Here is a 21,682-nt window from a genome sequence, read left to right on the forward strand (position 1 = left end):
GGGAGACCGACCCCACGGCGCCGGCCGGTCGGCGCACGACCGACCGGCGCCTGGGATCAGCTCACGATGCCGCGTGCAGGATCCACTTCTGGACGTCGTTGCCGTTGTCCGTGTACTGGGAGATGCGCGCGCCGGGGTCCGTCGCGAAGTCGTACAGGTCCAGTGCCTTGCCCGAGTTGCGGTTCAGGAAGGTCACCGTCCCGTCGCCGTTGGCGCGCACCTGGAACTGCTGGTTCGTTCCTCCGGTGCTGTCCCACTGCACGACGTCGGCCCCGTTGGCCGTACTCGCGCCGGACACGTCGAGGACGAGACCCGAGTGCCGCGCCTCGATCGTGTGGTAGCCGTTGCCGAGATCGGCGAAGCGGAACTGCTGGTTGGCGCCGCCCCAGGAACTCCACTGCGTCAGCAGCGCGCCCGGTTCGGTGGACTGCCCCGCGATGTCCCAGACGAGACCCGAGTGCGCGGACTCGACCTCGTACCAGGTGCCGGGCTGCACGACGTCCGAGCCGCCGTACGCCGCGAGCAGCCGGTCGTATTCGGCCTGCGTGACCGGCAGGACGGTGCCGTGCCGCGGGTCGGTGGGCATGTCGTAGCCGGACACCGCGGACCACGATCCGGAAGCCAGGTCCGTCGTCTCGAACGGCACGTAGCCCCGGCCGCCGAACTCGTCGATGAAGAGGTACCAGCGGTCCTCGGTGTTGGACTTGAAGATCGTGGGGCCCTCGCCCGCGCTGATGTCCCCGTCCCCGATGCAGTCGGCGATGAAGTCCCAGCTCGTGTCGTGCAGGTCGGTCGCGCGCTCCGCGGTGATGAACTTGCCGCACGGGGAGCTGCCGGAGTTGGAACGCTCGTCCTTGGTGAAGCGGTAGTACGTGCCGTTGTGCTCCGTCACCGTGGAGTCGATCACCGAGTAGCCCGGGTCGACCCAGACCTGCGCCTCGCTGAACGTGCTGAAGTCGCTGGTCGTGGCATACATCATGCGGTTGTACGACGATCCGGTGTGGTCCGGGTCGTCCTCCTCGTACAGCTTGGAGGCCCAGAAGACGACGAACTCACCGCGCGCCTCGTCCCAGTACGCCTCGGGCGCCCAGGTGTTGCCGGCCGTGGGCGGCGACACCAGCTCCAGCCGGGGCTCCGACCAGGTGACCAGGTCGTCCGACTCCCAGACCACGATGTTCCGCGAGCCGTGCCGCTGGGCGTCGTCCCAGTCGCCGTTGCCGTGGATCTTCAGGTCGGTGGCGATCTGGTAGAACCGGCCGGTCCCGGGGTCCCGGATGATGAAGGGGTCCCGGACGCCGCCGGTCCCCACGTCCGAGGTGAGCACCGGCTGGTTGCCGTTGAGGTCGATGTAGTTGAGCGGGTCGTTGCCCTGGCTCAGGCCGAAGTAGACCTGTTCGCCGTCGGCCGTGTTCTCCCCGGTGAAGTAGGAGAACAGGTAGCCGGCGTACGGCTCGTCGGCCGCCGTGGCCGCCGGCGCGGTCGCCGCCCCGGCCGCCGCCGCTCCCGCGAGCGCCAGCCCGGCAGCAATCGCTGCCCACCTCTTCGAGCGTGTCCTTCTCATGGTCGCTCCTCCGTCACGTCGTCGTGTCTGTCGATCGGCGCCTGCCTCGTGGCAGGTCGGCCGGTTGACGAGTGATCGGCAGATCGAACTGCCGATCACTCGCGGATGTGCCGACCACTGTGCGGGTCGGTCATGGGATGGCCGATCGCACGGCGGCCGGGTACCCCGCCTACGGGTCGTACGGGTCGTACCGTCAGGACACCGGGTGCAGGTGCCACTTCTGGACGTCGGCGCCGTTGTCCGTGTACTGGGAGATGCGGCTGCCCGGCGTGGTGGACCATTCCCACACGTCGAGGGCCTTGCCGGAGAACCGGTTGACGAACGTGACCGTCCCGTCGGCGTTCTGCCGCACCTGCCACTGCTGGTTGGTGCCGTCGAGGTCGTCCCACTGGGCGATGTCGGCGCCGTTGTCCGCGTTCCACTCGTACACGTCCAGGACGAGCCCCGAGTGCCGGGCCTGGATGCGGTAGTACCCGTTGCCCGAGTCGAGGAACCGGAACTGCTGGTTGGTGCCGTCCCAGCGGGTGTACTGGGTCAGCAGGGCGCCCGGCGTCGTGGACTGGCCGGCGATGTCCAGGACCAGTCCGGAGTGGGCCGACTCGATCACGTGCCACCCGGCGCCCGGACCGGAGCTGCCGTAGGCGTCCAGGAGTGCGGCGTGCTCGGTCGCGGTGATCGGCAGGACGGTGCCGTGCCGGGGGCTGGGCGGCAGGACGGCGTCGGGCACGGACGTCCACTGCCCCGAGGCGAGGTCCGTGGACTCGAACAGCATGTAGCCCTGGCCGCCGTGGTAGCTGGGCTGGTCCTGGATCATGTACCAGCGGTCGTCGGTGAGGGAGGGGAAGACCGAGGGGCCCTCACCGGCGGTGAACGTGCCGCCCCAGGGGTTGGGCTGTCCGACGCCGACCCGCTCGGCGATCATGTTCCAGCCGTCGCCGGAGGTGACGCCCTGGGTGCGGCGCAGGTCGGTGGACGACTCCTGACGCACGGTCATGTCGGACTCGTCCTTGGTGAACCGGTGGTACACGCCGTCGAGCTGGACCACGGTGGAGTCGATCATCCCCCGCCCGGCGCCCTGCTGTTCGTCGATCCACACGCGCGGCTCGGAGAAGGTCACGAAGTCCGTGGTGGTGGCGTACATCATGCGCTGGTAGCTGTCTGTGATGTCGCGATCCTCGGGTGCGACGTCGTCCGGGTAGAACGCGGAGGCCCAGTAGACGACGTACTCCTGGTTCGCTTCGTCCCAGAACGCCTCGGGCGCCCACAGGTTGCCGGCGTTCTCCGGAGCCAGCTCGATCTCGCGCTGCGCCGACCAGTTCACCAGGTCGTCCGACTCCCAGACCATCATCGACCGGCTACCGGTCTCCTGGGCATCACCGAAGTTCCCGCCACCGTAGATCTTCAGGTCGGTGGCGAGCAGGTAGAACGTCGAGCCGTCGTCGGACCGCATGACGAACGGGTCCCGCAGGCCCTGCGTGCCGAGCGTGGAGGTGAGGACGGGCTCGCCGCCGTTGAGGGTCTGCCAGGACATCGGGTCGTCGCCGGTGGAGACGGCGAAGCTGATCGTCTCGCCGTCGTCGGTGGACTCGCCGGTGAAGTAGGGGAAGAAGTACGCGTCGCCGTCGCCGGGCGATGCCACGGCGGCCGGGGCCGTGACGACGGCGGAGGTGGTGGCCGCCGCGACGCCGAGCGTGCCGGCCAGCGCCGCGGCGGCGACGCCCGCGAGGGTTCGTCTCAGGGAGATGTGCATCTTTGCTCCATCCTTTGGGGGTTCGGTGGTGAGTGGGCGCGGGTGCGCCGGGGTTCCGGGTTGACGGCGGGTGGGTGCGGTCGGTCGGATGTCGGGTGGTCGGTCCGACGTCGGAGGATCGGCTCCTCGGGGGACCGACTTCTCGACATCGGACCGACCACCCGACGTCCGACGGTCGACGGACCGCCCGCGCCGGCTACTCGCCCGAGGGCGGTATGAGCACCTGGCCCGACGGGGCCGGCGTGCCGAAGTTCGGTGTGCCGTCGCCGTTCCAGCTGATCTTCTGGACGCGGGTCTGCCGGGTGTCCCCGCAGCCGTCGTCGGCCGACGGGTTGCCGTGGTAGACGAGCCAGTCCTCCGTGCCGTCCGGGCTCTTGAAGAACCCGTTGTGCCCGGTCCCGTAGACGCCGTTCCCGCTCTGGAGAGCGGGGGTGGACTGCTTGGTCCAGGCCGCCGGGTCCATCGGGTCGGAGCCCGTGAGCTCGAGCAGTCCCAGCTTGTAGTCCGGCGTGTCGCAGGACGACGCCGAGAACGACACGAACGTGCGGCCATCATGCTTCAGCACGGCCGCGCCCTCGTTGACCCGGGCGCCCTGGGTCTCCCACGAGTACGTCGGGGTGGAGATGGTGGCGGGCGATCCGGTCGCGGTCCACGGATTGCTCATCTGGATGATGCGGTTCGTCTGGTCTGCGCCGATCCACTCGGAGAACAACATGTAGAGGTTGCCGTCGTGCTCCAGGTAGGAGCTGTCGATGTTCCATCGCTCCGGCATCGGCGTGCCCATGAACTCGTACGGCCCCATCGGCGTGTCACCGGTGGAGCGCAGCACGCGGATCTTCTGCCCGTCGAAATTGGTCTGCGAGTTGCCCGAGGTGTAGGTCAGGTACCAGGTGCCGTCGATCCGGTGGAACTCGGGCGCCCAGTGGCTGCAGCAGCGGTCGGCGGTGCCGGCGTCGTCCCACACCACCTGGTCCTGCGCGGTGGTCAGGCCGGCGAGGGTCGGGGACCGGCGCATGATCACCGTGGAGTCCCACGTGGTGGTGGACATGTAGTAGTAGCCGTCCCAGTACTGGATCCAGGGGTCGGCGCCGTTGCTGCGGAGCGGGTTGCTCAGCGCGCCGACGGGGACGAGGTGCCACCGCTGCGCGTCGAGGCCGTTGTCGTCGTACTGCGAGATGCGGGCGCCGCGGTCGGTCGACCACTCCCAGAGGTCGAGCGCCTTGCCGGAGAACCGGTTGAGGAACGTGACGGTCCCGTCGGAGTTCTCGCGGACCTGCCACTGCTGGTTGGTGCCGTCGAGGTCGTCCCACTGGATGATGTCGGCGCCGTTGTCGGGGTCCCGGCCGGAGACGTCGAGCACCATGGAGGAGTGCCGCGCCTGGATCCGGTAGTAGCCGTTGCCCGAGTCCAGGAACCGGAACTGCTGGTTCGCGCCGTCGAGCCGGTCCCACTGCTGGAACCCGGCGCCGGCTTCCTCGGAGATGTCGGTGATGTCGAGCACCATGCCCGAGACGGGTGACTGGATGATGTACCACTGTCCGGTGTCGACGGCGGCGCGTGCCGGCGTCCTGGGTACCACCACGAGGGCGGCTGCGACCATCGCGATGATCGCGAGCAGCGCCGCGAGCGAGAGTCCCGCCCGCGTCGGGCGCCACATGTGTCGCACGTTTGTCGTCATGTTCCATCCTTCACATCGTTGTAAGGGACTGTCGTGATTCACCCGGCCGCCGAGAACGCCATCTGGGCTGGTGTGAGCGTTAACACCACTCAGGATGACGTTCTCGGCGTGCCCGCGGACCGAGGGGGGCGGCCCGCGGGGCCGGGGTGCCGGCCACCGCCAGGGGCGAGGCGGTGGCCGGCGGTCTGGGGGGCTAGGTCTTGCGGAGGGTAAGTGCCCGCTGCAGGACCACGAAGATCAGCAGCAGGGCGCCGATCACGATCTTGGTCCACCAGGAACTGAGGTTGCCCTCGAACTGGATGACCGTCTGGATCGTGCCGAGGGTGAGCACGCCGAGCAGGGAGCCCACGACGAACCCGGTGCCGCCGGTCAGCAGCGTTCCGCCGATCACGACGGCGGCGATGGCGTCCAGCTCCATCGCCACGCCGTTCAGGGCGTAGCCGGACCGGTTGCCCATCGCGAAGAGCATGCCGCCCAGCGCGGCGCAGGTCCCGCTCACCACGTACGCCAGCACCTTGGTCCGCGCCACGGCGAGGCCCATGAGCATCGCCGACTGCTCACCGCCGCCGACCGCGTAGACCGTGCGGCCGAAGCGCGTGTAGTGCAGCACGACGAACCCGATCACCACCAGGGCGAGGGCGATCACCACGGCTGACGTGGTCCGGAAGTGACCCATCCACGAGTCCCAGCCGGCCAGCGCCGTGAACGCCGGGGCGTCGATCGGGATGGACTCGGGCGCAATGACGAAGCACAGCCCTCGCGCGAAGAACATCCCGGCGAGGGTCGCCACGAACGGTTGGACCCCGAACACCTGGATCATCACCCCGTGCGCCAGGCCGATCAGCGAACCGGCGAGCACGGCGACCGGGAGCACGACGGCGACCGGCCAACCAGCCTGCAGCAACGACGCGATGATCACCGTCGACAGTGCCAGCACCGACCCGACCGACAGATCGATCCCGCCGGTGAGGATGACGAACGTCATGCCCACGGCCAGCGCGATGAGGTGCGCGTTGTTGATGAACAGGTTCGAGTAGACGATCGGCGTGAGGAAGTTGTCGTACCGGGTGCCGCCGATCACCAGCATCAGCGCGAGGACGGCCAGCGTGCCCAGCACGGGCAGGTACCGGCGGTCGATCCGGAGGGCCGCCGGAACCCAGCCGAAGGCTACCTTCTCGGGCGTCGTGATGGTCATCGGGTGACCTCCTTCTCGTCGGTCGGCGCCGAGAGCTTCGCGCCCTCGTCCGCGTTCGGCCCCGCGACGGCGTCGGGCACCGTTTCCGTCCCGGCACCGGCACCGGCACCGTCGTCGTCGGACTCCGGCTCAACCGCTCCGCTACCGCCGGCCTGCGCCGGACCACCCGGCCCGGCCGCGGGACGACGGCGGAGTGCCGCCACCGCGAACCGCTCGCGCACGCGCGGCGACTGCAGCAGGGTGACCGTCACGACGACGAGCGCCATGAACAGCGGGGTGACGTGCGGCGAGATGCCGAGCACCGTGACCGTGCGCTCCAGCGTCGCGATGACGAGGACGCCGGCGAACGTGCCGGACAAGTTGAACTTGCCACCGCTCAGCGCGGTTCCACCGATCACGACCGCGAGGATCGCGTCGAGCTCGATGAAGATTCCGGCGTTGTTCGCGTCGGCGGCCATGGTGTCGGCGCTGATGAGAATCCCCGCCAGGCCGGCGAACAGGCCGGCCGCGGCGTAGACCGTCCAGGTCAGGGTCCGGGAGCGGACGCCGGCCAGGCGGCTCGCCGCCGGGTTGATGCCCGTGGCCTCCAGCAGCATGCCGAGCGCCGTACGCCGCACCATGACGGCCACGACCACGAACAGGCCGACGGCGATCCAGATCGCGGCGGGCAACCCGAGGAAGAACCCGGAGTTGAGCCCCTTGTACGGCTCGCTGTTGACCGTGGTGATGAAGCCGCCGGTGATGAGCATCGCGACACCGCGGCCGGCGGTCATGAGAATCAGCGTCGCGATGATCGGCTGGATGCCGAGCACCGTGACCAGGAATCCGTTCCACAACCCGAGCACGAGGGACAGGCCCAGCGCGATGCCTACCGCGACGAGGACCGTCAGCGGGCTCTCGGGGTTGGGGCTCGCACTGATGTACTCCAGGGCGACCGCGCCGGAGACCGCCACGACCGCGCCGACCGACAGGTCGATGCCGCGTGTGGCGATGACCAGGGTCATCCCGAGCGCGATGAGCAGCAGCGGTGCCGCCGCGCGCAGGATGTCGACGGGGGCGCCGAACAGGTGTCCGTCCGTGACGGTCACGGAGAGGAAGGACGGCTTGGCGATCGTGTTCGCCACGACGAGCACGACGAGTGCCGCCACCGGCCAGAAAAGATGGTGTCTCAGGGCCTGCCTCATGCCACGCTCCCTCTGGCGATCAGTTCGACGACCTGGTCCGTCGTCGTTCCCTCGGAGTCGATGGTCGCGACGACCTTCCGGTCGCGGAGCACCGCGATGCGATGGCTGAGGCGCAGGACCTCCTCCAGCTCGGCCGAGATGAAGACGACGGACATGCCCTCGCCCGCGAGTTCCGCGACGAGTTTCTGGATCTCGGCCTTGGCCCCGACGTCGATGCCGCGGGTGGGCTCGTCCAGGACGAGCAGCTTGGGGGCCGTCGCGAGCCAGCGGGCCAGGAGCACCTTCTGCTGGTTCCCGCCCGACAGGTTGCGCAGGAGCGCCTCCGGGTCGGCCGGGCGGATGCCGAGTTGCTCGATGTACTTCGCGACGATCTCGTCGACCTGGCGGCGGGGCAGCGGGCGTACCCAGCCGCGCTCCGCCTGCATGGCCAGGACGATGTTCTCGCGCACGGTCAGGCCGTCGACGATGCCCTCGCCCTTGCGGTCCTCGGACGTGTAGGCGATGCCGCGAGCCATCGCGGCGCGCGGTGTGTGCAGCTTGCGGAGCGCGCCCTCGACCCTGGTGGTGCCGGAGTCCGGGCGGTCCGCGCCGGTCAGGAGGCGGGCCAGCTCGGTACGGCCCGAGCCCAGCAGGCCGGCGAGGCCGACCACCTCGCCCGGGTACACGTCGAGGTCGTAGGGCTGGATGGAGCCCTTCCGGCCCAGGCCGATCGCCTGGAGCCGGGGCTCGGTCCCCTCGGAGGGGGCGACGGCCCCGCGCTCACGCTCGACGGACTCCAGCACCTGCGCGGAGCGGCCGATCATGTGCTTCACCAGCTCGCCCGCGGGCAGGTCGGCCGTGGCCCACTCGCCCACCAGGCCGCCGTTGCGCAGCACGGTCATCCGGTCGGAGACCGCATAGATCTGGTCCAGGAAGTGCGAGACGAACAGGATGGCGACGCCGTCGTCCCGGAGCCGTCGCATCACGGTGAAGAGGCTCTCGACCTCGTCCGCGTCGAGGCTGGAGGTCGGCTCGTCGAGGATCAGCACCTTGCAGTCCCCGGCGGTGGCGCGGCAGATCGCGACGAGCTGCTGCACGGCGAGCGAGTGCGAGTCGAGACTGGAGCCGGGATCGATGTCCAGGCCCATCCGCTCCAGGTGCCGCGCGGCCTGCCTGCGCATCGAACGCCAGTGCAGACCGCCGAGCAGGCGGGGCTCCGCGGCCCCGAGCATGATGTTCTCCGCGACCGTAAGGTTCCCGCAGAGGTTGACCTCCTGGAACACGGTGCTGATGCCGTGCGTGCGGGCGTCGCCCGGACCGGCGAAGCTGTGCTCCGCGCCGTTCACGGCGATCGTCCCGGCGGAGGTCTGATAGACGCCTGTGAGCGCCTTGATGAGCGTGGACTTGCCCGCTCCGTTCTCGCCCATGAGGGCATGGATCTCGCCGGGATACAGGCGGAAGTCCACCCCGGCGAGTGCCGTGACCGGCGGGAACTCGACCGTGATCCCGGTCAGTTCCACGACTGGTTGCGTCGTCACGTTGAAGCCTTTCTCGCGCGCCGTCCGGATCCCGCCGGGGCGCTGCCTGTGGTCGGTCCGATGGTCGGGTGGTCGGTCGCTCGGGCGACCGACCACCCGACCATCGGCCGACCGCTCGACATCCGGTCGATCAGCGGGACCGGCCCGGCGCCCCGGCCGCGCCGGGGCAGCAGCCTCCGTGGCGGAGGTGCTGCCCCGGCGTTCCGTCCTCACCACGGCGCGTCCCGGAGGGACGGCCGTCCCGGTGAGGGGTGACAGCCGGCTGGATGTGCCGGATCAGTACTGGCGGTCCGCCAGGACCTCCTTCGCGCCCTCCGGGTCGAAGGCCTCGTCGTGCGTGACGATGCGCTCCTCGACGTCCTCGCCGGCCACGGTCTTCTGGATGACCTCGGCCAGGTCCGGGCCGAGCAGCGGGTTGCACTCGACGATGTAGTTGATCTCACCCGCGGCGAGGGCGGTCATGCCGTCCTTGACGCCGTCGATGGTGATGATCTTGATGTCCTCGCCCGGCGTCTTGCCCGCGGCCTCGATGGCCTCGATGGCGCCCAGGCCCATGTCGTCGTTGTGTGCGAACACCAGGTCGATGTCGTCATGGGCGGTGAGGAAGCCCTCCATGACCTTCTTGCCCCCGTCACGGGTGAAGTCGCCCGTCTGGGAGTCGATGACCTCCAGGTCGCTGCCCGCGATCGCGTCCGCGAAGCCCTCCTGGCGGTCGATCGCCGGCGCCGAACCCGTGGTGCCCTGCAGCTCGACGACCTTGTAGCCCTCGCCGTCGAACTCCTCGACCGCCCACTCGCCGGAGCGCACGCCCTCCTCGACGAAGTCCGAGCCGATGAAGGACACGTACGCGTCCTCGACGGTGGTCTCCACCGCACGGTCGGTCAGGACCACGGGGATGCCCGCGCTCTTGGCCTCTTCCAGGACCGGGTCCCAGCCCGTCTCGACGACCGGGGAGAACGCGATGACGTCCACGCCCTGCGCGATGTAGTTGCGGATCGCGGAGATCTGGTTCTCCTGCTTCTGCTGGGCGTCCGAGAAGCTGAGCTCGAAGCCGTTCTCCTCGGTCAGCGCGTCCTTGATGGACATCGTGTTCGCGCTGCGCCAGCCGGACTCGGCGCCGACCTGCGAGAACCCGACGCTGATCAGCTCGTCGCCGCCGTCGCCACTCCCGGCGTCACCGTCCGAGCTCGGCGGTTCCGAGCTGCACGCGCCGAGCGCGAACAGCGTCGCCGCGGACAGCGCGGCCAGGGTGGTGCGGGCGAAGGTGTGTCGTGCCATTTCTCCTCCTCGAGATCCCGGTCGGCTTCGACCGGGGGTAGTGCACTCGCGGGCATTGCGCCCGCACTGCGCCAATGTTAACGCTCACATGGTCCGTGATGGAAGAAGAATCCGTCACGTTCCAGTAACGACGGGATCCGTCACAGCCCTCGGGCGAGCCGGTAGTACGCCTGGTTGAATCGCACCTGGTCAGCGAAGCCGCGACGGGTCGTCGACTCGTCGATCACGAGCAGTTCGGTGTCCGTGATCGAGGCGAACACCTCGAACGCCTCGATCCCGGCCGCCGTGGACATCACGGTGTGGTGCGCCCCGCCGGCGGTCAGCCACGCCTCGGCCGACACGTCGAACGACGGCCGCGGCTGCCACACCGCTCGCGCCACGGGCAGGTGCGGCAGGTCGGCCGGCGGCACCACGGTGTCCACCACGTTGGCCGTGAGCCGGAACCGGTCCCGCATGTCCGCGAGGGAGACGACGACGGCCCCGTCCACGGCGTCGGCGTTGAACACCATCCGCACCGGGTCCTCCTTGCCGCCGATCCCCAGCGGGTGGATCTCCACGCGCGGCGTCGCCGTCGTCAGCGACGGGCAGATCTCCAGCATGTGCGCGCCGAGGATCAGCTCCGACCCCGGAGTGAGGTCGTAGGTGTAGTCCTCCATGAGTGAGGCGCCGCCGGGCAGCCCTTCGCCCATCACCTTCGCGGCGCGCACCAGGACGGCCGTCTTCCAGTCGCCCTCGGCGCCGAAGCCGATGCCGTCGCCCATGAGCCGCTGCACGGCCAGGCCGGGAAGCTGCCGCAGCGCGCCCAGGTCCTCGAAGTTCGTGGTGAACGCCTTCGCACCGACCTCGTCCAGGAAGGTGCGCAGCGCGATCTCCTGCCGGGCCGCGTAGCGGAGCGACTCGTGGCGCGCGCCGTCGGTGCGCAGCTCCGCCACGACGTCGTACAGCTCCTCGTACTCCTTCACCAGCGCGTCCACGGCGTCGTCGGCCACAGCCTCGACGGCCTCGACCAGGTCGTTCACGGCCCACGTGTTCACCGACACGCCGAACCGCAGCTCCGCCTCGGTCTTGTCACCCTCGGTGACCGCCACGTTGCGCATGTTGTCGCCGAACCGCGCCAGCTTCAGCTCGCGCACGGCCGCGGCGCCGGCGGCACCGCGCACCCAGGTGCCCACGCGCGCCGTCACCCGCGGGTTCGAGACGTGCCCCACCACGGTGGTGCGCGGGGCACCGATCCGCGTGGCCAGGTACGCGTACTCGCGGTCGCCGTGCGCGGCCTGGTTGAGGTTCATGAAGTCGAAGTCGATGGTGTCCCACGGCAGCTCGACGTTCGCCTGCGTGTGCAGGTGCAGCAGCGGCTTGGTCAGCGCGGACAGCCCGCGGATCCACATCTTCGCCGGGCTGAACGTGTGCATCCAGGTCACCACGCCGAGCACCCGGTCGTCGGAGTTCGCCTCCAGCATGGCGCGGCGGATCGCGTCCGAGTCCTTGAGTACCGGCTTCCAGACGATGCGCGCGGGCACGTCGTCGGACGCGTCGAGCGCGCGGGCGACCTCCTGCGACTGCTCGGCGACCTGACGCAGGGTGTCCTCGCCATAGAGGTCCTGGCTGCCGGTGAAGAACCAGACCTCACGGTCGGCGTAGGGCTTGGTCATTCTCGTGGTTCCTTTCGTAGTCCGGGGCGGCGGCCGAGTGGTCGGTCACTCCGTGAGTGGTCGGCAGTTCGAACTGCCGATCACTCGCGGAACTACCGACCGCACAGATGGCCGGTCGTTCCGTGACCGACCGCGCTCGGCCCCGAGCGGTCACTTCTGGCCGTAGACGTTCTGATAGCGGTCGTAGAGCGAGTCGACGTGCTTCTGCTCGATCGGGAGCGGATCGCCGAGCTGGCGGGAAACGTGCACCGCACGGGCGACCTCCTCGCACATCACGGCTGCCTTCACCGCCGCGCGGGCGTCCTTGCCGATGGTGAAGGGGCCGTGGTTCGCCATGAGCACGGCCGGGCTGCGGGAGTCCCGCAGGGTCTCGACGATGCCGCGGCCGATCGAGTCGTCGCCGATGATCGCGAACGGCCCGACGGGGATGGGCCCGCCGAACTCGTCGGCCATCATCGTCAGCACGCACGGCACCGCCTCGCCCCGCGCCGCCCAGGCGGTCGCGTAGGTCGAGTGCGTGTGCACGACGCCGCCGACGTGCTGCAGGTGCTTGTACGTGTAGGCGTGGGCGGCGGTGTCCGACGACGGCTTGTGGGGCGCGTCGTGCACCATCTTTCCCTCGAGGTCGCAGACCACCATCAGTTCCGGGGCCAGCTCGTCGTAGGAGACGCCGGACGGCTTGATGACCAGGAGGTCCGCGCTGCCGTCCGCGGCGCCGCCGAGCTCCGCCGGGATGCGCACCCGCTGGGAGACGTTGCCCGCCGTCCAGACGACGAGGCCGTTGCGGGGCAGCTCGGCGTGCAGGTCCGAGACGACCCGGCGGGTGCGGGCGATCTCCTCGCGCACCTCGGGCGGGTAGTTGCTGAACTCTTCGGCGGTGCTCATCCGGCGTTCTCCTGGGTGGTGCTGAGGGGCTTGAGGGCGTCGACGGCGGCGCGCTCGGCGGCGAGCCCGGCCGTGTAGCGCTCGAGGTAGGCGGCGAACCCGGTGGCGTCGTCGGCGTCGGGCGCCACGACATCGACCGCGGCGTCGGCGAACACGTCCGCGGCGAGGTAGTCGCCGAGGCTCCGGCCCGCGCCGGAGCGCAGGTACGCGCCCAGCAAAGCCATGCCCCAGGCGCCGCCCTCACCGGCGGCCTGTCCGACGCCGACCGGGGCGCCGATCGCGGCCGCCAGCATCCGCTGGGCGACGCCGGCGGTCCGGAAGACGCCGCCGTGGCCGAACATCGTGTCGATCGCGACGTCCTCCTCCGCGAGGACCTGCATGCCGAGGCTCAGCGTGGCGAACACGCCGTAGATCTGGGCGCGCATGAGGTTCGCTAGGGTCAGCCGGCTGTCCGGGGTGCGGACGATCATCGGCCGGCCCTCGGGCAGACCGGCGACGGGCTCGCCCGACAGGTGGTTGTACGCGAGCAGTCCGCCGCCGTCGGGCTCGCCGTCCAGGGCGGCGCGGAACAGGGCCTCGAACACCGTGTCGGCGTCGGACGGGCCGCCGACGGCGGCCGAGAGCTCGCGGAACACCTCGGCCCACGCGCCGAGCTCGCTCGCGCCGTTGTTGCAGTGCACCATCGCGACGAGGTCACCGGCGGGGGTGGTGACGAGGTCGAGCTCGGGGTGGTGCCGCCGCAGCGCGCCCTCCAGGACCACCATCGCGAAGATGCTGGTGCCCGCGCTGATGTTGCCCGTGCGCGGCTTGACGGCGTTGGTCGCGACCATGCCGGTGCCGGCGTCGCCCTCGGGCGGGCACAGCGGGACGCCGGGCTGCAGGGTTCCGCTCGGGTCGAGGAGCGCGGCACCCTCCGGCGTGAGGGTGCCGGCGTCCGCCCCGGCGGGCAGGATCTCGGGGAGCAGGTCGGCCAGGCGCGCGCCCGGCGTTGCCGGCGTCCGCGCGGCGACGAGCTCGTCGAGCATCGCCAGCATCCCGGCGTCGTACTGCCCGGTCCCGGGGTCGACGGGGAACATTCCGGAGGCGTCGCCCACGCCGAGCACCCGGCGGCCGGTCAGGCGCCAGTGCACGTAGCCGGCGAGGGTGGTGAGGTAGGTGGTGCGGGGCACGTGCGGCTCGTCGTCGAGCATCGCCTGGTAGTGGTGGGCGACCGACCAGCGCAGCGGGATGTTGTATCCGAACAGGTCCGTGAGTTCGGTGGCGGCGGCCTCCGTCGTGGTGTCGCGCCACGTGCGGAACGGGACGAGCAGCTCGTCGCCGTCGAAGGCGAGGTAGCCGTGCATCATCGCCGAGACGCCGATCGCGCCGAAGGTGTCCGGCCGCACGCCGTACCGCTGCTCGACGTCGGCCGCGAGGGCCGCGAAGCAGTCCTGCAGCCCCGCCCACACCGCGTCCAGCGAGTAGGTCCAGTGCCCGTCGACCAGCTGGTTCTCCCAGTCATGGCCGCCACTCGCGATCGGGGCATGATCCGGCCCCACGAGTACTGCCTTGATCCGGGTCGAGCCCAGCTCGATCCCGAGGCTGGTCCGGCCTTGTTCGATCGCGTCCCGGACCGCGTCCGGGCGCCCTGTCACCACATCGTGCTCCTGCGCCATGGGTAGATGTTAACGCTCACACGGCCCGACGGCGAAACTCTGGTCGGCCACCGGGGGCCGAACCGCAGTCCGAAGCCGCCCGCAGCTGCCGAACCGCATGGTGAATCGTGCCAACGGGCGGTTCGAACGATTCACCATGCGGCTCGGCACCGCCTACCGGGACGAACATGCGGCTCGGCGCCGCCCACCAGGACCTACCTGCGGCTCGCCGCCGACCACCAGGACGAATGTGCGGCTCGGCGCCAACCACCAGGACCTACCTGCGGCTCGGCACCGACCACCAGGACGAGCGTGCAGTTCGGCGGAGCGATCGGAGGGCGACCGACGGGTCACCGCCTCGGCGGGGCGGTCGACGCACGGACGACGAGCTCCGGGGCGATCAGGGCGCCCGACGGCGACTTGCCCGCCACCGCGTCGAAGAGCAGTTCCACGCTGCGCCGGCCCAGCTCGGCGAACGGCTGGCGCACCGTGGTCAGCGGCGGGATGAACTGGTCGGCACCCTGGACGTCGTCGAACCCGACGAGCGAGACGTCTTCCGGCACGCGCAGCCCGGCCTCCCAGAACGCGCGTGCCAGCCCGAGGGCGAGCTGGTCGTTGGCGGCGAAGACCGCCGTCGGACCGTCTCCGGCCGCGATGCGCTCGGCCAGCCCGCGGCCGACGTCGTACCCGCGGCCGGCGGACCAGTCGGCCACGACCAGCTCCGGGACGGGGGCCCCGCGATCCGTGAGGGCAGCGTGCCAGCCCGCGACGCGCTGCCGCGCGTCGAACCAGTCCTGCGGACCGGCCACGTGCAGCACCGACTCGTGCCCCAGGTCCAGCAGGTGCCCGACGGCGAGCCCGGCGCCCACCCCCTGATCGACGGCCAGCGGGATCGTGCGCTCCACCGCGGACTCCCGTGCCGCGATGAGGACCACCGGGATGGGCGCGTCGAAGGCGTCGACGGCACGGCCGACGTCGTCCTGCGGCGCGATGACCACGACCCCCTCGACGGCCTGGCTCATGAAGTGCTCCAGGACGTGGTCCACGGATTCGGCGTCGTACGAGCCGATGGTGGCCACCGACGTGAACCAGCCCTGCTCCCGCGCGGCCTCCTCGACGGCGATCAGCGTGCTGGTCGGTCCGTAGAGCACCGAGGAGGTGGTGATCACCCCGAGCGTCGCCGAGCGCGCGGTCACCAGGGCCCGTGCCGCGACGTTGCGCCGGTACCCGAGCTCCCGGATCGCCTGCACCACGCGTTCGCGGGTCTCGGGCGCCACACGTGGGCTGCCGTTCAGCACGCGGGACACGGTCTGGTGGGAGACGCCGGCGCGGGCGGCGACGTCGGCCATGGCGGGCCGGCGCGTGGATCGACCGGATGCGGATCCGGTCGCGGACGGTGCAGTAGCGCGGGCGTCCGATGCGGATGGTTGGACTGTCACGCACCCGATCATGACCGATCTCCGGAGCAATGCGCGCATCGAGTCCGGTTTGCGTCATTATGTAGCCCCATGAGGATCCTACTGACCGCCGGAAGGCTGATCGGCGCCCACTGGCCCGCGTTGCTCGCCCTCGGGTTCGCCGGTGTCGCGCTCCGAGGCGCGGCGTTCTGGGGAGCCCTCGAGGTCAGCAAGTGGAACGCCCTTGTGGCGCAGGTCGTGCTGCTGGCGCTGCCGCTCGGACTTCTCCTGCCGGTCATCGCGATGCTCCGGGTCTGTTACCCCTCGCTGGGGAACCTGACGCGGCCACGGCAGGCCGAGGCGCCACCCGCGGTGTTCGGCGCGCCGTCGGGCAACCGGACGTTCCGGCCCGGCGCACCGCTGCCACCGCACGCGCCCGGCGGCCTGCCGTCGTCGTACGCGGCGCCCGTCCCTGAGCGCCACGAGCAGCCCTTGGCCGACGTCGCGCTGGCCGTGCTCATCCCGTTCCTCGCCGTGTACGCGATCGAGGGCACGATGGACAGTGACCACGCGCGGTACCTGAACGACGTCGCCGCCGACGAAATGTTCAGCACGGCCATGTTCACCGCCGAGGGGATCGACTTCTCCGGCCGCCTCGGCCTCTGGACCGGGTGGACGCTGGTGGGGGTGGTCGTAGGCGCGATCGTGCTGCGCTGGCTGCTCGGCCTGCTCGACCGCAAGGTGCACTTCCTCGGCCTGACCCTGCTCGGCGCGGCGGTGGAGGTGTTCTGGAGCATCCAGGCCGCCTACGACCTGGAGTCCCTCGGCAGGGGACTGTTGTTCGCGGTGCAGGACCGGGCGCTCGTGCACTGGTCCGTCGGGACGTACACCGCCGCGACGGAGACCACGCAGGGCGAGGTCATCGCGGAAGCGGCGGCGGGCGCGGCGGAGGGCCTCGTCACGGTGGTCGAGTCGCTCGACGTGGTGATCGTCGCGCCGCTCGCCTGGCTCGCGATCGGGACGGTCGTGCTGGGGCGCCGGCTGATGGCGCCGCCGTCCACCGAGCACCGCTGGCTCGACCAGATGACCATGCCGGGCTGGCTGCGCAAAGCGCTCGCCGCGGTGACCCAGGAGCTGAGGGAGCGCTTCTCGGCGCTCCTGCAGGGGCTGAAGATGATCCGGCGGGGCGGCATCGGTGCGATGCTCGTCTTCTGCCTGGCCTACCTGGTGGTGATGCGCGCGCCCGTGGCCGTGGGCTGGGCGGTGCGCGCGATCACGGGGCCGGTGGACACGGGTCTGTGGCTGCTCGTCATCTCGCCGTGGGAGCAGGCCGTCGGGACGGCGATCTCGCTCGCACTGGCCGGGGCGCTGATCGCGGCGGCGGTGGACACCATGGTCGGGCGGGGTATGACGGTCGCGGGCGACCTGGACGAGGACGCCGAGGAGGAGGGTGCGATCCCGGGGACGTTCGTGGCGCCGTGAGCACGCGGACGGCGTCGGGCACACGCGGACGGCGTCGAGCACACGCGATCGGCGTCGGGCACGCACGTGACGGCAGGCCGGGCCGGCGTGGGCCCGGTCATCGCGTGACCGGCGTGCAGCATGGCACGGACGCCTCGTCGACCGACGACGGCGTGCCGTGGCCGGTCAACGGGCGCGCCCGCAGCGGCGCTACGGCACGTCGAGCGTGACGTAGTGCGGGTTGCCGAAGGAGAGCCAGATCTCGTCGGGGATGTCGCCGGCGCGGGTGAGCAGGACCGTCGACGTCTGCCACGTCCCGGCTTCCGGCGCGACCGCGTCCAGCTCATCCGGCGGCGTGCACGGGTTGCCCTGGCCCAGCGGATCACTGACACCGAGGCCGCGTTCGCCGTAGCGCGTCCCGTCGGACGCCACCAGGATCACCTGGCACGATCCCAGGTCGGTACCCGGATCGGCGGTCAGCTCCAGATCGATGCCCCATGCCGCCGAGCCGTCGGGAATGCGGTCGATCTCGGCCGTCACCGACTGGGGCAGGCCCTCGACCGTCCGGAGGTCGAGCACCCGGACGTCCACCTCGCGGGTCACCCAGGTGTTCGCGCGCGCAGGATCGTCGAACCCCAGGTCGTAGTAGTCCCCGACGAAACGGGCCGTCTCCCCCGCACCGACGCTGTCGACCTGGTCGACCAGTTCCGTGTACCACCACAGGTTCACGAGCCGGAACGACCACGCGGCGGCTGCCGCCGCGATCACGAGCGGTAGGATCACGAGCCAGACGGCATTGCGCCGCCACCATCCTCGCTCGCGCCCGTCCACGACGGCGGTCATGCGTCTCCCTCCGCGCCGGTGCCCGGCTGGACGACGGGAGCCGGCCCGTCGATCCACAGCGGGGTCTCGTCGGCACTGGTCTCCTCGAAGCTCGCCCGGTCCAGGCCAAGATCCACGACGGCGACGGCGTCCCGGCGCTGGAACGCGCCGTCCTCGCCGTCGGCGCCACGCCCGAGCCGGACCTGTGCCCCGTCGAGCGCGTCGGGCACGACATCGAAGCAGTACGTGATGCGCTGCCCGTAGGCCGGAGACGCCTTCGTCGCGGTCGCGCAGCCCGATCGGTCCGTCGCGGCGTGGATGCGACCCTCGGCGTCGACGAGCTCGGCGCCGCCGATGGAGAGTGTCCGGTCGGCCGCCTCCCAGACGGCGTCGACCACGACGAACACACCGCCGGCCTGCGCGCCCCCGTCCCCGTCGATCCGCTGCGCGAGGCGGATGTCGGTCACGGTGAGGTCCGCGTAGTCGAGCCGCAGGGTCGCTCCCACGGCGCCCTCGACCTCGAACGGCTGCTCGACGGTCGTGTCCTGGGGTACCTGCGTGACGAACCAGGTCGCCGCTCCGATGGCGACCGGCGCGAAGAGGATGGTGCGCCAGGCGGTCCTCCGGCGGCGGCGGCTCATGCGTCAGGCTCCGTGGAAGCGGGGGCAGTGGCGTCGAGGGCGGAGGCGTTCGGATCGGAGGCGTCGGGCGCGGTGGCGTTGGCGTCGGCGTCGGCCGTGCCCGCATCGGCGGCGTCGGCCGCGTCGGCGTCGCCCGCGTCGGCACCATCGGCGGCGTCACCGTCGCCCGCGTCGGCACCATCGGCCGCGTCGCCGTCGGCCGCGTCCGCGTCGCCCGCGTTGGCGTCAGCCTGCGACTTCGGCGGCTCGACGTCGAACATGCCGCTGTGGGTGACCTCGTCCCTCGGGAGCCAGTACTCGTCGTCGAGGCCGGCGAAGCCCTCCTCGATCCACATCAGCTCGGCCAGGTCGACGCGCGCGGTCTCGGCGGCGATGTCCCCGTCCTGGTTCCAGACGAGCGCGACCCGGTACGTCATGCCGGGGTTGATCACGTCGATCTCCCCGGTGTCGGCGATGTTGTACCGCGCCGGGAGCGGGCGGTCACCCGGTTCGACGTCGTCGGGCACGGGCAGGCTCTCGTCGTCCACGACTCCGGCGCCGACCGGGGCGGGAACGATGTCGGCGAACTGATGGCCGCGGGCCGGCACCTCGGACGTGTTCGTGAACTCGGCGACGACGATGAGCAGCTTGTCGGCCGGGTCGCGCGGCTGGACGTCACCGAGGGCGTCCATCGACACGACCTTCTCGATCACCACCTCGTACGGTCCCACCTCGACGGGTGTGTCGGCCGCGAGCGGGATCGCGTCGTTCGCCACCGCGTTCCACGCGCCGAACGGCGTGGCCGCGACGACGGCGGCGAGGGCCCCGGAGACCACCTTGCCGGTCGGGCCGAGCGACGCGAAGAGATTCTGGGCCACCCCTATCAGGCCGGGCGCGGCATTGCGGGCGTGCTTCATGACCCCAGATCGTACCGAGACACAACGGACTTATTGACAGGGGTCCATCGCCGGGTGGCTCCCGAGGTGGATGGCCGGCGCCGAACCGCTGCGTGACCCCGGCGGGCGCTGCCGAACCGCCGCCAGAACCCGTAGGCACGGCCGAACCGCACGGCGAACCCGGAAGGCCCCGCCGAACCGCACGGCAAACCCGAAGAGCCCCGCCGAACCGCACCTCGAACCCGGAAGGCCCCGCCGAACCGCACGGTGAATCGTTCAATTCGCGAATTTGCACGATTCAACGTGCGGTTCGACACCGGTGGGCGGTGAAGGGTTGCGGTTCGGGCCTGTGAGGGGGTTGGCGGGGCGGTGGGGGTCGGGGTGGGGGTGGGGGTCGGGGGCGGTGGCGGGTTTCAGCCGCCGAGTTCCAGCGAGCGGACGTGGGCGGCCTCGACCGCTGCCAGGAAGGCCGCGCGGACACCCCGATCCTCGAGGACTCGGAGGCCGGCGGCGGTGGTTCCCGCCGGTGAGGTGACACGTTCGCGGAGGATCGCCGGGTGCTCACCCGTCTCGACGGTCAGCCGGGCGGCGCCGAGCACCGTCTGCCTGGCGAGCCGGGAGGCGACGTCGCGCTTGAGGCCGGCGTGCACGCCCGCCTCGGCCAGCGCGTCGATCACCGTGAACACGTAGGCAGGGCCTCCCCCGGACAGCGCGGTGACCGCGTCCAAGTCCTTCTCGGCGACCCGGACAACGTCGCCCGTCCCGGCAAGAAAGCGCTCGACGAGTGCGAGGTGGGTGTCGTCCGCGGCGGCGCCGGGCGCGATGGCGGTGATTCCCGCGCCGATCTGCGCCGGTGTGTTCGGCATCGTGCGGACCACCGGGGTGCCGACGGGCAGGCGCGCTTCCATCGCCGCCGTCGTGATGCCGGCCGCGACGCTCACGACGACGGCGCCGGATGCGAGGACGGGCGCGATCTCGTCGAGCACGGCGGCCACGTCCTTGGGTTTGACGGCGACGACCACGAGGCCCGCACCGGCGGCCGCCGCGGCGTTGTCCGTGGTGGTGGCGACACCGTGGCGCTCACGGATCGCCGCTCCGCGCGCCGCGCCGTGCTCCGAGGCGCGGACCGTGGCGGTGACGTCGCCCGGCGACCAGCCGGCCCCGATCGCCCCCGCGAGGACCGCCTCGCCCATGTTGCCGGTACCCAGGATCGCCACGCGTTCGGTCATGCCGACATCCTCGCAGGAACGCTCGTCACGGGTCAGGAACACTCGTCACGGTCAGAACTCGGGTCGCGCGCACGGCCCCCAGCACACAGCCCGACACGATCGGGCTGCGAGAGCGATCCTCGCAGTCAGAGCGGGAACGCGCGGTAGAACTCCTTGATCACCTCGGCGGGGCCCTTCGCCTGGAGCACGGCCGTGCCGTTGCGCCAGGTCATGGTGCGCTCCCCGGCGTCGACCGGGGTCAGTGCGTACTGACCCACCACGTCGTCGCCCACCTTCACGTCGCCCGACTCCTTGGCCTCGCCGGCGGCCTTCGTGAGGGCGTCCGCGGAGGTCGTCGCCTCGTCGGCACCGGGCCACTGGGTCGCGGTGACGACGACGCGCAGGTCCGCGCCGTCGCTGTAGGTCGCCTTCCAGCCCTCCGTGGCGTCGGACTCGTCGGCGGCGTCGGTCTCGGCCATGTCCGACAGCGCGAACTGCAGGACCGCGGACGGGAGCGCCTCCTGGAAGGCCGTCTCGCCGTCGGGCCGCCGCATCGACTTCACCGCGGGCGTCGGAGGGGACGCCGTGACGGTGACGGTCGGCACGGGCTCGGGCTCCTCGGCGTGCAGGAGCCCCGGCCAGACAAGGCCCGTGAACGCGAGGAGGGACAGGAGCACCAGCAGCGCGCACGCACCGACCACGATGCGCCGACGGCGGTACACCGCCGCGGACCTGCGGACCTGGGCTTCCGGCTGCTGCGCCCGCCCGCTCGGTCCCCCGCTCCCGTGGGTCATGATCCTCTCCCTGAGTGAGACTTCCCGCCGGTGTCCGGCGGCGATACGAACCCTATGCGGCATGACCGACACTCGCCCGGAGGCGCGCGGTTCGGCGCGAGGACGCCACCACAGGCGACGAATGCCCGTGCGCCGCACGCCCTCGGGCGC

17 protein-coding genes are annotated in these 21,682 nt (G+C 71.0%); 1 reads left to right on the forward strand and 16 read right to left on the reverse strand.

The genetic code is table 11. The annotated features are described in order from the left end of the window. Positions 1-61 precede the first annotated feature (61 nt). The 11 genes from ACYVK5_RS12060 to ACYVK5_RS12110 all read right to left on the reverse strand — a co-directional run bounded on the left by ACYVK5_RS12060 (position 62) and on the right by ACYVK5_RS12110 (position 15,773). On the reverse strand, positions 62-1,561 hold the full coding sequence (locus ACYVK5_RS12060; RefSeq protein WP_460705198.1) for an RICIN domain-containing protein: 1,500 nt from the start codon (positions 1,559-1,561) through the stop codon (positions 62-64). A gap of 193 nt (positions 1,562-1,754) precedes the next feature. After that, positions 1,755-3,311, reverse strand: coding sequence for an RICIN domain-containing protein (locus tag ACYVK5_RS12065; RefSeq protein WP_460705200.1), 1,557 nt, complete (start codon positions 3,309-3,311; stop codon positions 1,755-1,757). Positions 3,312-3,507: 196 nt separating this feature from the next. Next, complete coding sequence (locus ACYVK5_RS12070; RefSeq protein WP_460705202.1) at positions 3,508-4,989, reverse strand: family 43 glycosylhydrolase; 1,482 nt, start codon at positions 4,987-4,989, stop codon at positions 3,508-3,510. 193 nt (positions 4,990-5,182) lie between these two features. Then, complete coding sequence (yjfF, locus tag ACYVK5_RS12075; RefSeq protein WP_460705204.1) at positions 5,183-6,184, reverse strand: galactofuranose ABC transporter, permease protein YjfF; 1,002 nt, start codon at positions 6,182-6,184, stop codon at positions 5,183-5,185. Then, entirely contained in the window at positions 6,181-7,368 is a 1,188-nt protein-coding gene (locus ACYVK5_RS12080; protein WP_460705206.1) for an ABC transporter permease, read from the reverse strand. The genes yjfF and ACYVK5_RS12080 overlap by 4 nt, the downstream gene beginning before the upstream one ends. Further along, on the reverse strand, positions 7,365-8,885 hold the full coding sequence (locus ACYVK5_RS12085) for a sugar ABC transporter ATP-binding protein (protein WP_460705208.1): 1,521 nt from the start codon (positions 8,883-8,885) through the stop codon (positions 7,365-7,367). The genes ACYVK5_RS12080 and ACYVK5_RS12085 overlap by 4 nt, the downstream gene beginning before the upstream one ends. 276 nt (positions 8,886-9,161) lie before the next feature. Then, positions 9,162-10,163 carry an ABC transporter substrate-binding protein gene (locus ACYVK5_RS12090; RefSeq protein ID WP_460705210.1) on the reverse strand — a complete coding sequence of 334 codons (1,002 nt, stop codon included), beginning with the start codon at positions 10,161-10,163 and terminating at the stop codon, positions 9,162-9,164. Between the two features lie 140 nt (positions 10,164-10,303). After that, a complete protein-coding gene (gene araA, locus ACYVK5_RS12095) occupies positions 10,304-11,815 on the reverse strand; it encodes an L-arabinose isomerase (RefSeq protein WP_460705212.1) in 1,512 nt (503 codons plus the stop codon). Positions 11,816-11,965: 150 nt separating this feature from the next. Beyond that, on the reverse strand, positions 11,966-12,700 hold the full coding sequence (locus ACYVK5_RS12100) for an L-ribulose-5-phosphate 4-epimerase (protein ID WP_460705214.1): 735 nt from the start codon (positions 12,698-12,700) through the stop codon (positions 11,966-11,968). Further along, positions 12,697-14,355, reverse strand: coding sequence for a xylulokinase (locus ACYVK5_RS12105; protein WP_460705216.1), 1,659 nt, complete (start codon positions 14,353-14,355; stop codon positions 12,697-12,699). The genes ACYVK5_RS12100 and ACYVK5_RS12105 overlap by 4 nt, the downstream gene beginning before the upstream one ends. Before the next feature lie 329 nt (positions 14,356-14,684). Beyond that, on the reverse strand, positions 14,685-15,773 hold the full coding sequence (locus ACYVK5_RS12110; RefSeq protein WP_460705218.1) for a LacI family DNA-binding transcriptional regulator: 1,089 nt from the start codon (positions 15,771-15,773) through the stop codon (positions 14,685-14,687). A 69-nt stretch (positions 15,774-15,842) separates the two neighbouring features. On the opposite strand from ACYVK5_RS12110, the gene ACYVK5_RS12115 reads away from it, so the two are divergent. After that, complete coding sequence (locus ACYVK5_RS12115; RefSeq protein ID WP_460705220.1) at positions 15,843-17,213, forward strand: hypothetical protein; 1,371 nt, start codon at positions 15,843-15,845, stop codon at positions 17,211-17,213. A gap of 189 nt (positions 17,214-17,402) precedes the next feature. Here the strand turns inward: ACYVK5_RS12115 and ACYVK5_RS12120 are convergent, their stop codons facing one another. The 5 genes from ACYVK5_RS12120 to ACYVK5_RS12140 form a co-directional block, all read right to left on the reverse strand. Then, the gene (locus ACYVK5_RS12120) at positions 17,403-18,035 is read right to left on the reverse strand and encodes a hypothetical protein (protein ID WP_460705221.1); all 633 of its coding nucleotides are present in this window, start codon (positions 18,033-18,035) and stop codon (positions 17,403-17,405) included. Next, entirely contained in the window at positions 18,032-18,655 is a 624-nt protein-coding gene (locus tag ACYVK5_RS12125) for a hypothetical protein (protein ID WP_460705223.1), read from the reverse strand. Before ACYVK5_RS12125 ends, ACYVK5_RS12120 begins: the two co-directional genes overlap by 4 nt. Continuing rightward, entirely contained in the window at positions 18,652-19,551 is a 900-nt protein-coding gene (locus ACYVK5_RS12130; protein WP_460705225.1) for a hypothetical protein, read from the reverse strand. The genes ACYVK5_RS12125 and ACYVK5_RS12130 overlap by 4 nt, the downstream gene beginning before the upstream one ends. Before the next feature lie 392 nt (positions 19,552-19,943). Beyond that, the gene (proC, locus tag ACYVK5_RS12135; protein ID WP_460705227.1) at positions 19,944-20,759 is read right to left on the reverse strand and encodes a pyrroline-5-carboxylate reductase; all 816 of its coding nucleotides are present in this window, start codon (positions 20,757-20,759) and stop codon (positions 19,944-19,946) included. A gap of 125 nt (positions 20,760-20,884) precedes the next feature. Further along, positions 20,885-21,532 (reverse strand): hypothetical protein, encoded by a 648-nt coding sequence (locus ACYVK5_RS12140; protein WP_460705229.1) that lies wholly within the window; start codon positions 21,530-21,532, stop codon positions 20,885-20,887. Positions 21,533-21,682 lie beyond the last annotated feature (150 nt).

Source organism: Myceligenerans halotolerans (genome assembly GCF_054782975.1).